Origin of the sequence: Variovorax sp. EL159, assembly GCF_900100965.1 — a bacterium.
GTDB lineage: Bacteria > Pseudomonadota > Gammaproteobacteria > Burkholderiales > Burkholderiaceae_C > Variovorax.
Genome location: NZ_FMUJ01000001.1, coordinates 69,914 through 82,618, shown reverse-complemented (window position 1 = coordinate 82,618; position 12,705 = coordinate 69,914). Strand labels below are relative to the sequence as shown.

Here is a 12,705-nt window from a genome sequence, read left to right as displayed (position 1 = left end):
GTGAGGCTGGCGCTCGGCATCCGGTACAACGGCCAGGCATACGAGGGCTGGCAAAGCCAGCGCTCGGGCCGCACGGTGCAGGACAAGCTGGAAGCCGCCCTCACGAAGTTCGCTGCACAGCCCATCGGAACGCTGTGCGCCGGCCGCACCGATGCCGGCGTGCACGCGCTGATGCAGGTGGTGCACTTCGACACCACCGTCGAGCGCGAACCCTTCTCCTGGATGCGCGGCACCAACCGCTTCCTGCCCGACGACATCGCGGTGCAGTGGGCACAGCCGGTGCCCGATGCCTTCCATTGCCGCGCCAGTGCCCTCGCGCGCCGCTATCTCTACGTGCTGTCGCAATCGCCCGTGCGGCCCAGCCTCGACACGGGCCGGGTCGGCTGGTCGATGCATCCACTGGATGGCGACGCGATGCGCGCCGCCGCCGCGCTGCTGGTCGGCACCCACGACTTCAGCTCGTTCCGTGCCTCGGCCTGCCAGGCGCGCTCGCCGGTCAAGAACCTGCGGCGCATCGAGATCACGCGAGTCGGCGAAGGCGAACGCTGCCGCTGGCATTTCGAATTCGAGGCCGATGCTTTCCTGCATCACATGATCCGCAACCTCATGGGTTGCCTCGTGCGCGTCGGCCGGGGCGATGAGCGCCCCGAATGGATTTCCGAAGTGCTGGAAGCGCGCAGCCGCAAGGTGGCGGCCCCGACCTTCTCGGCCGACGGCCTGTACTTTCTTGGCCCGTTGTACGACGCGCAGTGGGGTCTGCCGGCCGAAGCCACGCTGCAGGCCGGTGGCGCTCCTTATGATGGCCCGCCATGACAGTCGCTCCCCGCACCCGCATCAAGATCTGTGGCCTGACACGTGAGGCCGATGTGGATGCGGCGGTCGAGGCCGGCGCCGATGCCATCGGCTTCGTGCTTTACGCCAAAAGCCCTCGTGCGGTAACGGCCGAGCGGGCCGCCGAACTGGCCTCGCGCCTGCCCCCCTTCATCACGCCCGTGCTGCTGTTCGTGAACGAGGATGCTCCGAAAGTCATAGCATCGCTCGAACGCGTGAAGGGCGCCATCGCGCAATTCCACGGCGAAGAAACACCAGAGCAATGCGAAGAGGCCACCGGTCCAGGCCGCTTTCGCTACATGCGTGCCGCACGCATTCCGCTGGGGGCTGCCGGAGCGGGCTTCGACCTCGTAAAATACGCGTCCGATTACTCCCACGCCCAAGCCATCCTGCTCGACGCTCATGTCGAAGGTTATGGCGGAGGCGGCAAGGCATTCGATTGGTCACTTCTTCCACCCGCCGTCGACGCTCACCTCGTCTTGAGTGGTGGGCTCACACCTGCAAACGTGAGCGATGGCATTCGCATCCTGCGGACGCGCTGCAAAACGCTGTCCGTTGATGTGAGCTCGGGCGTCGAAATCGACGGCCCGGGGAACAAGGGCCTGAAGGACGCCGAAAAGATCCGGCAATTCGTCGCCGCAGTCAGAGCGGCAGACGCCTCGTCCTTCTCCAGTTAGCTGCCGCACCCGATCGCCATTCGGGCTGCGGCCCAACGATCGAGAACCATGCAAAGCAATTTCCAGGATTACCAGCAACCCGACGCCACCGGCCACTTCGGCAACTACGGCGGCACCTTCGCGAGCGAAACGCTCACCCACGCGATCAACGAGCTGCGCGACGCGTACGCCAAGTTCAAGGAAGACCCGGCCTTCCTCGCCGAATTTCACTACGAGCTCAAGCACTTCGTGGGCCGGCCCTCGCCGATCTATCACGCCGCGCGCACCAGCCGTGAAATGGGCGGCGCGCAGATCTACCTGAAGCGCGAAGACCTGAACCACACCGGCGCGCACAAGATCAACAACGTGATCGGCCAGGCGATGCTCGCGCGCCGCATGGGCAAGCCCCGCATCATTGCCGAGACCGGCGCTGGCCAGCACGGCGTGGCCACCGCCACCATCTGCGCGCGCTACGGCCTCGAATGCGTGGTCTACATGGGCAGCCAGGACGTGAAGCGCCAGAGCCCCAACGTCTACCGCATGAACCTGCTCGGCGCGACCGTGGTGCCCGTCGAATCGGGCAGCAAGACGCTGAAGGACGCGCTCAACGAGGCGATGCGCGACTGGGTCACCAATGTGGAAAACACCTTCTACATCATCGGCACCGTGGCCGGCCCGCACCCCTACCCTACGATGGTGCGCGACTTCCAGAGCGTGATCGGCACCGAGTGCATCGAGCAGATGCCTGCGATGCTCGCGGCGGACGGCATCACCGGCGAAGCGGAAGGCAAGCAGCCCGACGTGGTGGTCGCCTGCGTGGGCGGCGGCAGCAATGCGATGGGCATCTTCCACCCCTACATTCCGTTCGCCGGCACCCGGCTGATCGGCGTGGAAGCGGCCGGCGAAGGGCTCGACAGCGGCAAGCACTCGGCCTCGATCCTGCGCGGCAGCCCCGGCGTCTTGCACGGCAACCGCACCTACCTGCTGCAGAACGAAGACGGCCAGATCACCGAGACCCACAGCATCAGCGCCGGCCTCGACTACCCCGGCGTGGGCCCCGAGCACGCGTACCTGGCGGACATCGGCCGCGCCGAATACGTGGGCATCACCGACGCCGAGGCGCTCGACGCCTTTCACTATTTGTGTCGAACGGAGGGCATCATTCCCGCGCTCGAATCCAGCCACGCCGTGGCCCATGCGATGAAGCTCGCGAAGACCATGCGCCCCGACCAGTCGATCCTGGTCAACCTCTCGGGCCGTGGCGACAAGGACATCGGCACCGTCGCCGACCTGTCGGGCGTCGATTTCTACGACCGCCCCTCGATGCGCGGTCTGAGCGTGAAGGGAGGCAAGTGATGAGCCGCATTGCCACCACTTTCGACGCGCTGAAAAAAGACGGCCGCCGGGCCCTGATTCCCTACGTCACCGCAGGCTTCCCCTTTGCCGACATCACGCCCGAGCTGATGCACGGCATGGTCGAGGCCGGCGCCGATGTGATCGAACTCGGCGTGCCCTTCTCCGACCCGATGGCCGACGGCCCGGTGATCCAAAAGGCCGGCGAAGCCGCGCTGGCGCTGGGTATCGGCATGAAGCAGGTGCTCGCCATCGTGGCCACGTTCCGCCAGAAGGACGTGAACACGCCCGTAGTGCTGATGGGCTATGCGAATCCGGTCGAGCGCTACGACCTCGTGCATGGCAAGAAGGCCTTCATCCGCGACGCGGCAGCTGCCGGCGTCGACGGCCTGCTGGTGGTCGACTACCCGCCCGAAGAATGCGAGGACTTCGCTGCCGACCTGAAGGCAGCGAACATCGACCTGATCTTCCTGCTCGCCCCGACCAGCACCAGCGAGCGCATGGCGCAGGTCGCGCGCATCGCCAGCGGCTACGTCTACTACGTCTCGCTCAAGGGCGTGACCGGCGCGGGCCACCTCGACACCGAAGCCGTCGGCCAGATGATCCCGCGCATTCGCCAGCACGTGAGCATTCCGGTCGGCGTGGGCTTTGGCATCCGCGATGCACGTACAGCGCAGGCTGTGGGCTCCGCCGCCGATGCGGTCGTGATCGGCACGAAGATCATTCAGCTGATCGAAGACCAGCCGCGCGACAAGGTGGTGCCGGCGGTGCGTGAATTCCTCGCCGGCATCCGCCAGGCGCTGGACGCCCTGCCCGCGGCTACCCCCAAGAATGCAGCTGGCCGATAATCGGGGTTGCCCTCACCTCAAGCCCCTTCGCTGCTTGCGGCGAAGGGGAGCTAATCATCACGAAGGATCGCCCTTCGAGAGAACCCAGGATTGCCTATGAGCTGGCTTGAAAAACTGCTACCCGCCAAGATCGCACAAACCGACCCCAGCGAGCGCCGCCAGGTGCCCGAGGGCCTGTGGATCAAATGCCCTGCCTGCGAGACGGTGCTCTACAAGACCGACCTCGAGCACAACCAGAACGTCTGCCCGAGCTGCGGCCATCACCACCGCATCGGCGCCCGCGCGCGGCTCGACGCCTTCCTCGATGCCGAGGGACGCTACGAAATCGGCCAGGAAGTGCTGCCGGTCGATGCCCTCAAGTTCAAGGACAGCCGCAAGTACCCCGAGCGGCTCAAGGAAGCGCTCGAGAACACCGGCGAGACCGATGCGCTGGTCGTGCTGGGTGGCTCGGTCCACAGCATCAGCGTGGTCGTGGCCTGTTTCGAGTTCGAGTTCATGGGCGGCAGCATGGGCAGCGTGGTCGGCGAGCGCTTCGTGCGCGGCGTCGAAACCGCCATCGAGCAGAAGGTGCCCTTCATCTGCTTCACCGCCACCGGCGGCGCGCGCATGCAGGAAGGCCTGCTCTCGCTGATGCAGATGGCCAAGACCAACGCCGCGCTCACGCGCCTCGCGAAGAAGGGCCTGCCCTACATCAGCGTGCTGACCGATCCGACCATGGGTGGCGTGTCGGCGGGCTTCGCATTCGTGGGCGACGTGGTGATTGCCGAGCCCAAGGCGCTGATCGGCTTCGCCGGCCCGCGCGTGATCGAATCGACCGTGCGCGTGACCCTGCCCGAAGGCTTCCAGCGCGCCGAATTCCTGCAGACCAAGGGCGCGATCGACTTCATCAGCGACCGCCGCGAACTGCGCAAGACGATCGCCAGCACGCTGGCGATGCTGCTGCGTCAGCCGGCCGACGCGGTCAGCTGAGCCGGGCGCGACGACAAGTCGACGCAAAACAAAAAGGGCCCGGGTGCATCGCACCCGGGCCCTTTTTGTTTGTCTTGTGTCGGCTCGACTCAGAAAGCCAGTTGGTAGGCAAACACCAGCAAGTTGTTCAGCACGATCGCCAGCACCTGCAGCACGACGATCGCAGCCAGCGGCGAAAGGTCGATGCCGCCGATCAATGGAATGAAACGGCGAAACGGCCGTACCAGCGGTTCGGCCAGGCGCGAGATCAGGTCGAGCAACATCGGCGACGCGCCCGGCACCCACGACAGCACCGCATAGACCACCAGCAGCGCCGTCAGCCCCGACACCGCGAGCTGAAGCAGGCCCACCAGCGACACCAGCGGCAAGGTCGCGATGCGCCCCAGGTTGCCGATCAGCAGCCACAGCAGCAGGAACTTCACGAGCACCAGCAGCCAGGCCGCGATCAGGCTCGCCAGGTCCCAACGCTTGACCGATGGCACGATGCGGCGCAATGGCAGCACGATCCAGTCGGTGATCGCGAACACGAAGCGCCCGAGCGGATTGCCGAACGGCACCCGGTGGTACTGCATGTAAAGGCGCAGCAGGCATGCGCCGCCGAGCAGGCCGACGATCACGTCGAGAAGGAACGAGGGAATCTGATAGAGCATGGGGGCGCAGCCGTGAGCGGAATGCGATGATAGCCACGCAAGGTTCTTCGATGACGACACAACCCCTTTTGCATTCACTGCCATTGTTCCCGCTCGGTACGGTCCTGTTTCCGGGCGGGCTGTTGCCACTGCGCATCTTCGAGGTCCGCTACCTCGACATGATCGGCAAATGCCGCAAGGCCAACGCCCCCTTCGGCGTGGTCAGCCTCACCAGCGGCAGCGAGGTCCGCAAGGCCGGCGCCGACGCGGAGAGCTTCGCCGCCATCGGCACGCTCGCCACGATCCGCGAGTTCGACTCGCCCCAGAGCGGCCTGCTTCAGATCGAATGCGTCGGCACGCAGCGCTTTCGTGTTCGCGATGTCGAGTTGCAGAAGCACGGCCTGTGGGTCGCCGAAGTCGAGGCCGTGATCGATGACGTTGCGCTGGAGATTCCTGACGATCTGCAGCACACGGCCAGCGCGCTGCGGCGCCTGGTCGACACCCTCGAAGAGCGGCGCGCCGAACAAGGCGAGTCGGTGCGGCTGCCGATCGGTGCGCCCTACCGGTTCAACGATTGCGGCTGGGTGGCCAATCGATGGTGCGAGCTGGTGCCGATGCAGCTTGAACTACGGCAAAGGCTGATGGAGCTCGACAGCCCGTTGATGCGCCTCGAGTTGGTCAGCGATCTGTTGGCGCGGACGGGGATTTCGGGCTGATCTGCAACCGCGCAGTTGGCCACTTTTTCAAGAAATCGTCTGCAGGAACGATGAACCGCTACGGCAAGTTGGCTGGCAGTGCAGTTCATGCCACTCTTTGGCGCGCCCCTAGGTCCGTCGCTCCCAGTTCTGGCACTTCGTCATACCTCAAGAACTTCGAAGCGAGGCTAGCCGAACCATACCAACATTCAGCTATCGCGAACGCTCTTTGCGGCCAATTGCGAGCGCGTTCCAGACAAGAATTCAAGGCTGGATCAGACCCTGCTGGACCAGAAAAACAAACAGCGGCAACCCAAGCCGACACGGCTGCCTTGCAGCCGGAAATCCGCTTGCCTGAACTCAGATTGGCGAAGATTCAACAGGATCTGTGCATCAGGGCACCTAGAAAATTGGGATTTTTGCGCATCCGGCCCGCTAACTAGAGCGCCCTGCCCCACGTTAAGCTCGCACTCGGGTGCACGATACGCGGTTCAACAAATCGATACAACCAACACTCACCATGCCCGGGCCCGATTACTTTTTTTGCGTCGCCCACGAGCCACCCTGGTTTGAATTGCCTGACCATGTGGAGGTCATCGCCACAGGGACGTATCAAGTCGAAGGCCGCCTGAACATCCGTGACTCGCGCCACACCGTGGGCTCAGGTTGTCTGAATATCAGCAATTTCTATCCGTACCTGACCGGCACCGCAGGTTCGCTGTACATCAGCGAACTGCTTCAAAAACGCCCAACGGAGGGGCGATCGGTCTGCATTTTCCAGTACCGCAAGCTCATCTCGCTGGAGCCCATCGGCGCTGCAGCAGCCAACTACCCGTACATGCGCATATTGGGCCTGCATCTCGGCAAGGATCAGGTTGCCGAAATTCTCGCAAGCTACGCCACGGACCTTCTGATATCTCATCCCTTTCTCATGCCTGAAGGGATGCTTGCCCAATACGCCAACTACCACCACGTCGCAGACTTCCTGGTTCTGACGCGTATCGCCGTCGATCTGAAGGTACTGCAGGAAACCGAGGTCCCCACTTTCTTTGAAACACGCCTCTTCGTTCCCGGAGGAGTCGAGTTCGGCATCATTCCCTGCGACCTTTTCATCGACATCATGGAGCGCCTGCGCCCCATCCTTGGCGAGTTTCTGAGCCGGCACGTGCCGTTCGCCCCCCACAACGCGTATCAAAGGCGAGCCCTTTCCTTCTTTGCCGAGCGCCTGGGCAGCTACCTGCTGATCAAACACCTTGGCTGGCCTACGACGGGAGCCAACCCGGACGGCAGCCTCTTGCTGCTACCTGCGCAAAATGTGGGTTACATGTGCACCTTGAGTGAGAGCGGCGAGTACCGCACGTTCGGCCATGCTGGAGAGGCACCCTGATCATGAAAGCAGTCATCCTTGCAGGCGGTCTGGGTACGCGCATTTCGGAAGAAACGCACCTGAAGCCGAAGCCCATGATCGAGATCGGAGCCAAGCCGGTGCTCTGGCACATCATGAAGCTCTACTCCGCCCATGGCATCAACGACTTCGTCATTTGCTGTGGCTACAAGGGCTATGTGATCAAGGAGTACTTCGCCAACTACTTCCTTCACATGTCCGATGTGACGTTCGACATGCGCAGCAACGAGATGCACGTTCACCAACGCAAGGCAGAGCCCTGGAAAGTCACGCTTGTCGACACGGGTGAAGACACGCTGACGGGCGGCCGGCTCAAGCGCGTGGAGGAGCATCTGCAGGATGAAGAAGCGTTCTGCTTCACCTACGGCGATGGCGTGGCGGACATCGACATCGGCAAGCTGATTGCGTTTCACCGTACGCACGGCCGGCTGGCCACCGTCACGGCCGTTCAGCCCGCGGGGCGCTACGGAGCGCTGGAGCGCGACGGCGATGCCGTCCGCGGGTTCATCGAAAAACCGCGTGGCGACGGCGGCTGGGTCAACGGTGGCTTCTTCGTGCTGTCGCCCAAATGCATCGACTACATCGATGGGGATCAGGCCAGTTGGGAAGGCGAACCGCTAGCAAAGATCGCGAGCGATGATCAACTGCGCGCCTTCGAGCACGCAGGGTTCTGGCAGCCAATGGACACGCTGCGCGACAAGATGCACCTGGAGCAACTGTGGGCCACCCAGACCGCGCCCTGGAAGGTATGGCCATGAACCAAGCGTTCTGGCGAGGCAAGCGCGTCCTGCTCACCGGCCATACGGGCTTCAAGGGAAGCTGGCTGGCGCTCTGGCTGCGAAGCGCCGGCGCTGAAGTTCACGGCTATGCCCTGCCCCCTCCGACACAGACCAACCTCTTCACCGAAGCCCGCGTGGCCGATGCGTTGGCCGGACACACGCTGGGCGACCTGAGCGACTTTGCCATGCTGCAAGAGACGCTCGCAAAGGCCGCCCCGGACATCGTGCTTCACCTCGCGGCGCAATCGCTCGTGCGCGAGTCCTACCGCCAGCCGGTGCAAAGCTATGCAACCAACGTCATGGGCACAGTCCACCTGCTGGAAGCGGTGCGCGCCTGTCCCAGCGTGCGCGCGCTGGTCAGCGTGACAACCGACAAGGTCTACGAGAACCGTGAGTGGGCCTGGGGCTATCGCGAGAACGAGCCACTCGGCGGACTGGACCCTTACGCCAGCAGCAAGGCCTGCGCCGAACTGGTGACTGCCGCCTACCGGGCCTCATTTCTCGCACAAGCCGGCGTGGCGGTGGCTACGGCGCGCGCCGGCAACGTGATCGGTGGTGGCGACTGGGCCGCCGACCGCCTGGTGCCGGACTTCTTTCGCGCAGCCGATGCGGCCCAACCACTGGAGGTCCGACATGCCGGGGCGACACGCCCCTGGCAGCACGTGCTCGAACCGCTCGGCGGCTACCTGCTGCTGGCCGAACGCTTGGCCAGCGGCGACCCCGCGTTCGCGCAGGCCTGGAATTTCGGCCCCACCGACGACGACGCGGTATCGGTCCGCCAATTGCTCGATGCGCTTGTTCACAAACTGCCGGAAAGCCGCTGGCGCGAAGCGCCAGACCATGCGGTCCACGAGGCCAACTTTCTCAAGCTCGACAGCAGCAAAGCGCGCGCCGCGCTAGGCTGGCAACCACGCTGGAATCTCGATACGGCCCTCGACAAGACCGTTGAATGGCACCAAGCTTGGCGTGCAGGCAAGGACATGCGGCAAGTGTGCGAAGCACAGATACAAACCTACCAGGACGCCGGTCATGGCCAGATTCGGCATTGACGGCACGCCCTTGGCGGGCCTGCTTCGCGTCCAGCGTCAGAAGCTCGAAGATTCGCGAGGTTTTTTCAGCCGCTTCTTCTGCGCCGAAGAACTCGCCGCAACTGGCTTCGACAAGCCCATCGCGCAAATCAACCATACGCTGACCCGTCGACGCGGCTCGGTGCGGGGCCTGCACTTTCAACACCCGCCCCATGCCGAAGACAAATTGGTGAGTTGCCTGCAGGGCGAGATCTTCGACGTCGCCATTGACCTGCGCCAGGGCTCCCCAACCTTTCTTCATTGGCATGGCGAAGTGCTGAGCGCGGAGAACGCACGCAGCCTGCTCATCCCCAAGGGTTTTGCGCACGGCTTTCAGACACTCAGCGACGACGCCGAATTGCTCTACCTGCATTCCGTGCCCTACGTCGCAGCCGCCGAGGGCGCGTTGAACGCGCGCGACCCGGCGCTCGCCATCGAGTGGCCACTCGCATTCGCCGACATATCCGAACGGGATGCTCTTCATCCCTTCGTCTCCCCCGATTTCACAGGTCTTGCTGCATGAAGTGCCGCCATTGCCACGCCGAATTGAATCTGCCGTTCATCGACCTCGGCACGGCACCGCCTTCCAATGCCTACGTGCATGCCGAGCAGTTGGCGGCACCTGAAAAGTGGTACCCGCTGCGGGTCTTCACATGCACCAACTGTTGGCTGGTCCAGACCGAGGACTATGCGCATCACGCCGACCTGTTCTCGGGCGAATATGCGTACTTCAGCTCCTTCTCCACCAGTTGGCTCGCGCATTCGAGGAGCTACGTGAGCGAGATGGCACACCGCTTCGCTCTCGGGCCCGCATCGCACGTGGTCGAGATTGCGGCCAATGACGGCTACCTGCTGCAATACGTCAAGGAGGCGGATATTCCCTGCCTCGGCATCGAGCCGACCGCCAGCACCGCAAGCGCAGCGCGCGAAAAAGGGATAGAGATCGTCGAGGAATTCTTCGGTGTGGCGCTGGCTCGACAACTCGTGGCTGCCGGCAAGAGTGCCGATCTGACAGTCGCCAACAACGTACTGGCCCATGTGCCCGACATCAACGATTTCGTTGCGGGCTTTGCACAGTTGCTCAAGCCCACAGGTGTCGCGACCTTTGAATTTCCGCATCTGATGCGGATGGTGGCCGAGTGCCAGTTCGACACCATCTACCACGAGCATTTCTCCTACCTGTCGCTCACATCGGTGGTTCGACTGTTCGAAGCGAACGGGTTGCGCGTGTTCGACGTCCAGCAACTCGAAACCCACGGCGGAAGCCTGCGAGTCTTCGCGCAGCGGCAAGACACCGGCATGCACCCGGTCGAAGCAACCGTGTCACGTGTACTGGCCGCGGAAGTTGTCGCGGGTGTTGCCACCGCTGCCTACTACGAAGGCTTCCAGCAACGCGCGGACGACGTTCGCGACGGTCTGATGGCCTTCCTGATCGACGCCCGGCGAAACGGCAAGCGCGTCGGTGCTTATGGAGCCGCGGCCAAGGGCAACACGCTGCTCAACTACGCGGGCGTACGAAGCGGCCTGTTGCCCTGGGTGGTGGATCGCAATCCCGCCAAGCAGAGTCTCTTCATGCCCGGGAGCCGGATCCCCATTGTTGACGAGGCGCACCTGAGGCGCGAGCGGCCCGACTACGTGCTGGTGTTGCCCTGGAATCTCCGGACGGAGGTGATGGAGCAGCTCTCCGAGATCAGGGAATGGGGGGGGAATTTTGTCACCGCCGTACCGTCGATTGAGGTTCTATGAAAGTCGCAGTCACCGGCGCCAGCGGGTTCATCGGACGCCATGTCCTGCATGCCCTCGCGCAGGCCAAAGATGTCGAAGTGATCGCGGCAACCCGCCGGCCCGCCCGCGACGGGTTGTCCGAGGGAATACGGCACGTGGTGCTCGACCTCACCGCCCCGTCATCAGACGATTTTTTGAAACTGGGCGAGCCCGACGTTGTCATCCATCTCGCATGGCACGGACTGCCGAACTACCTGGCACGGCACCATTTCGAATCCGAGCTCGGCGTGCAGTACCGGTTCTTGCGCGGCTTGGTCGATGCAGGCCTCTCGTCGCTGCTGTGCACGGGCACCTGCTTCGAATACGGAATGCAATCCGGCGAGCTGCACGAGTCGCTGCCAACGAACCCGAGCAACCCTTACGGCTTCGCCAAGGACGCCTTGAGGCGCGAGCTTGAATTCCTGCGCGATGGCAACCGCTTCCAGCTGACCTGGGCACGGCTCTTCTACATGCATGGCGAAGGGCAGGCGCCCTCGTCGCTCTACAGCCAGTTCGTTGCGGCGGGCAGTCGCGGCGACAAGGTCTTCAAGATGTCTGGCGGCGAACAATTGCGGGACTACCTGCATGTTTCACAGGTCGCCCAGGCACTGGTGGCATTGGCTTGCAAACAGGTCGACACAGGCATCGTCAATGTCTGCGCGGGGCACCCGACATCGGTACGCGCGCTGGTGGAAGGATGGCTCGCCACCCACCCCTGGCCGATGACGCTGGCACTCGGGCACTATCCCTACCCCACGTATGAGCCTATGGCGTTCTGGGGAAGCAACGCCAGACTCACGCAACTGCTTCGGTGAAATCGCCACACCGCCCCATCATCAATTCCATCCCGTCAAGGTAGACCCACATGACTTTTGAAGCCGAAGTAGCACAACGCATCTCGAACAACGGAACAAATTCGGCGTTGAACCGGGACGCGCAGAGCCTGATGACATCGTCCATGAAGGCCGGGTACTCCTACAACTTCTCCTGGATGGGGCGCCCCATCATCCAGTACCCGCAGGACATGATTGCGATGCAGGAGATCATCTGGCGGGTGCAGCCCGACCTGATCCTTGAAACCGGCATCGCCCACGGCGGGTCGCTGATCTTCTCGGCGGCCATGCTGGAACTGAATGCCGCCTGTGGCGGGCCGGCCGATGCCATGGTGCTCGGGCTCGACATCGATATTCGCGCGCACAACCGGAAGGCCATCGAGGCGCACCCCATGTACAAGCGCATCACGATGATCGAGGGCTCCAGCGTCTCGGCCGAAGTCATCGCACAGGTGCAACAGATAGCCGCCGGAAAAAAGAGCGTTCTCGTCTGCCTCGACAGCAACCACACCCATGCCCACGTGCTGGCGGAACTGCAAGCCTATGCACCGCTCGCGACCGTGGGAAGCTATTGCGTGGTGTTCGACACCATCGTGGAACACCTGCCCAAGGAAATGTTCCCGGACCGCCCCTGGGGCCCCGGCGACAACCCCAAGACGGCTGTCCATGAATACCTCAAGACGCATCCCGAGTTTGAAATCGATCACACCATCGACAACAAGCTGTTGGTCAGTGTCGCGCCAGACGGTTACCTCCGACGTGTGAAGTGAAGTACTGCGACGTGCCGAACGCAGCAATCGCCACTTGATAGCTCGCTCTTTTTTTCATAGCACATTGCACAGAATCGGCGGGTGTTGGGCTCGGTTTCATCTGAGC

Annotated in this window: 14 protein-coding genes; 13 read left to right on the top strand and 1 reads right to left on the bottom strand. The window is 63.3% G+C overall.

The genetic code is table 11. From position 1 onward, the window contains the following. From truA to accD, 5 genes are all read left to right on the top strand, one after another. Complete coding sequence (truA, locus tag BLQ28_RS00385; protein WP_093236596.1) at positions 1–813, top strand: tRNA pseudouridine(38-40) synthase TruA; 813 nt, start codon at positions 1–3, stop codon at positions 811–813. After that, a complete protein-coding gene (locus BLQ28_RS00380; protein ID WP_093236595.1) occupies positions 810–1,508 on the top strand; it encodes a phosphoribosylanthranilate isomerase in 699 nt (232 codons plus the stop codon). The genes truA and BLQ28_RS00380 overlap by 4 nt, the downstream gene beginning before the upstream one ends. A gap of 48 nt (positions 1,509–1,556) precedes the next feature. Then, on the top strand, positions 1,557–2,843 hold the full coding sequence (gene trpB, locus BLQ28_RS00375) for a tryptophan synthase subunit beta (protein WP_093236594.1): 1,287 nt from the start codon (positions 1,557–1,559) through the stop codon (positions 2,841–2,843). After that, positions 2,843–3,688: a tryptophan synthase subunit alpha gene (trpA, locus tag BLQ28_RS00370; protein WP_093236593.1), complete on the top strand. Its 846-nt coding sequence runs from the start codon at positions 2,843–2,845 to the stop codon at positions 3,686–3,688. Before trpB ends, trpA begins: the two co-directional genes overlap by 1 nt. Before the next feature lie 96 nt (positions 3,689–3,784). Then, positions 3,785–4,657, top strand: a complete 873-nt coding sequence (gene accD / locus BLQ28_RS00365) for an acetyl-CoA carboxylase, carboxyltransferase subunit beta (protein WP_093236592.1) — start codon at positions 3,785–3,787, stop codon at positions 4,655–4,657. An 89-nt stretch (positions 4,658–4,746) separates the two neighbouring features. On the opposite strand, the gene BLQ28_RS00360 is transcribed toward accD, so the two are convergent. After that, positions 4,747–5,307 carry a YggT family protein gene (locus BLQ28_RS00360; RefSeq protein ID WP_093236591.1) on the bottom strand — a complete coding sequence of 187 codons (561 nt, stop codon included), beginning with the start codon at positions 5,305–5,307 and terminating at the stop codon, positions 4,747–4,749. A 50-nt stretch (positions 5,308–5,357) separates the two neighbouring features. On the opposite strand from BLQ28_RS00360, the gene BLQ28_RS00355 reads away from it, so the two are divergent. The 8 genes from BLQ28_RS00355 to BLQ28_RS00320 all read left to right on the top strand — a co-directional run bounded on the left by BLQ28_RS00355 (position 5,358) and on the right by BLQ28_RS00320 (position 12,599). Then, positions 5,358–6,002, top strand: a complete 645-nt coding sequence (locus BLQ28_RS00355) for an LON peptidase substrate-binding domain-containing protein (protein ID WP_256327126.1) — start codon at positions 5,358–5,360, stop codon at positions 6,000–6,002. 499 nt (positions 6,003–6,501) lie between these two features. Continuing rightward, positions 6,502–7,368: a hypothetical protein gene (locus tag BLQ28_RS00350; protein WP_093236589.1), complete on the top strand. Its 867-nt coding sequence runs from the start codon at positions 6,502–6,504 to the stop codon at positions 7,366–7,368. A gap of 2 nt (positions 7,369–7,370) precedes the next feature. Beyond that, on the top strand, positions 7,371–8,144 hold the full coding sequence (rfbF, locus tag BLQ28_RS00345; RefSeq protein ID WP_093236588.1) for a glucose-1-phosphate cytidylyltransferase: 774 nt from the start codon (positions 7,371–7,373) through the stop codon (positions 8,142–8,144). After that, positions 8,141–9,214, top strand: a complete 1,074-nt coding sequence (gene rfbG, locus BLQ28_RS00340) for a CDP-glucose 4,6-dehydratase (RefSeq protein WP_093237626.1) — start codon at positions 8,141–8,143, stop codon at positions 9,212–9,214. The genes rfbF and rfbG overlap by 4 nt, the downstream gene beginning before the upstream one ends. Beyond that, positions 9,195–9,755, top strand: coding sequence for a dTDP-4-dehydrorhamnose 3,5-epimerase family protein (locus BLQ28_RS00335; protein WP_093236587.1), 561 nt, complete (start codon positions 9,195–9,197; stop codon positions 9,753–9,755). Before rfbG ends, BLQ28_RS00335 begins: the two co-directional genes overlap by 20 nt. Continuing rightward, positions 9,752–10,978, top strand: a complete 1,227-nt coding sequence (locus BLQ28_RS00330) for a class I SAM-dependent methyltransferase (RefSeq protein WP_093236586.1) — start codon at positions 9,752–9,754, stop codon at positions 10,976–10,978. The genes BLQ28_RS00335 and BLQ28_RS00330 overlap by 4 nt, the downstream gene beginning before the upstream one ends. Further along, positions 10,975–11,811, top strand: a complete 837-nt coding sequence (locus BLQ28_RS00325) for an NAD-dependent epimerase/dehydratase family protein (RefSeq protein WP_093236585.1) — start codon at positions 10,975–10,977, stop codon at positions 11,809–11,811. The genes BLQ28_RS00330 and BLQ28_RS00325 overlap by 4 nt, the downstream gene beginning before the upstream one ends. A 50-nt stretch (positions 11,812–11,861) precedes the next feature. After that, complete coding sequence (locus tag BLQ28_RS00320; protein WP_093236584.1) at positions 11,862–12,599, top strand: cephalosporin hydroxylase family protein; 738 nt, start codon at positions 11,862–11,864, stop codon at positions 12,597–12,599. Positions 12,600–12,705: the final 106 nt, after the last annotated feature.

Excerpts from the sequence above, each read along its gene's own strand:
- BLQ28_RS00355 (WP_256327126.1), top strand. The coding sequence starts at position 5,358 with ATGACGACACAACCCCTTTTGCATTCACTGCCATTGTTCCCGCTCGGT.
- trpA (WP_093236593.1), top strand. The coding sequence starts at position 2,843 with ATGAGCCGCATTGCCACCACTTTCGACGCGCTGAAAAAAGACGGCCGC.
- rfbG (WP_093237626.1), top strand. The coding sequence starts at position 8,141 with ATGAACCAAGCGTTCTGGCGAGGCAAGCGCGTCCTGCTCACCGGCCAT.
- BLQ28_RS00360 (WP_093236591.1), bottom strand. The coding sequence starts at position 5,307 with ATGCTCTATCAGATTCCCTCGTTCCTTCTCGACGTGATCGTCGGCCTG.
- BLQ28_RS00335 (WP_093236587.1), top strand. The coding sequence starts at position 9,195 with ATGGCCAGATTCGGCATTGACGGCACGCCCTTGGCGGGCCTGCTTCGC.
- accD (WP_093236592.1), top strand. The coding sequence starts at position 3,785 with ATGAGCTGGCTTGAAAAACTGCTACCCGCCAAGATCGCACAAACCGAC.
- rfbF (WP_093236588.1), top strand. The coding sequence starts at position 7,371 with ATGAAAGCAGTCATCCTTGCAGGCGGTCTGGGTACGCGCATTTCGGAA.
- BLQ28_RS00325 (WP_093236585.1), top strand. The coding sequence starts at position 10,975 with ATGAAAGTCGCAGTCACCGGCGCCAGCGGGTTCATCGGACGCCATGTC.
- BLQ28_RS00380 (WP_093236595.1), top strand. The coding sequence starts at position 810 with ATGACAGTCGCTCCCCGCACCCGCATCAAGATCTGTGGCCTGACACGT.
- BLQ28_RS00350 (WP_093236589.1), top strand. The coding sequence starts at position 6,502 with ATGCCCGGGCCCGATTACTTTTTTTGCGTCGCCCACGAGCCACCCTGG.
- BLQ28_RS00330 (WP_093236586.1), top strand. The coding sequence starts at position 9,752 with ATGAAGTGCCGCCATTGCCACGCCGAATTGAATCTGCCGTTCATCGAC.
- BLQ28_RS00320 (WP_093236584.1), top strand. The coding sequence starts at position 11,862 with ATGACTTTTGAAGCCGAAGTAGCACAACGCATCTCGAACAACGGAACA.
- trpB (WP_093236594.1), top strand. The coding sequence starts at position 1,557 with ATGCAAAGCAATTTCCAGGATTACCAGCAACCCGACGCCACCGGCCAC.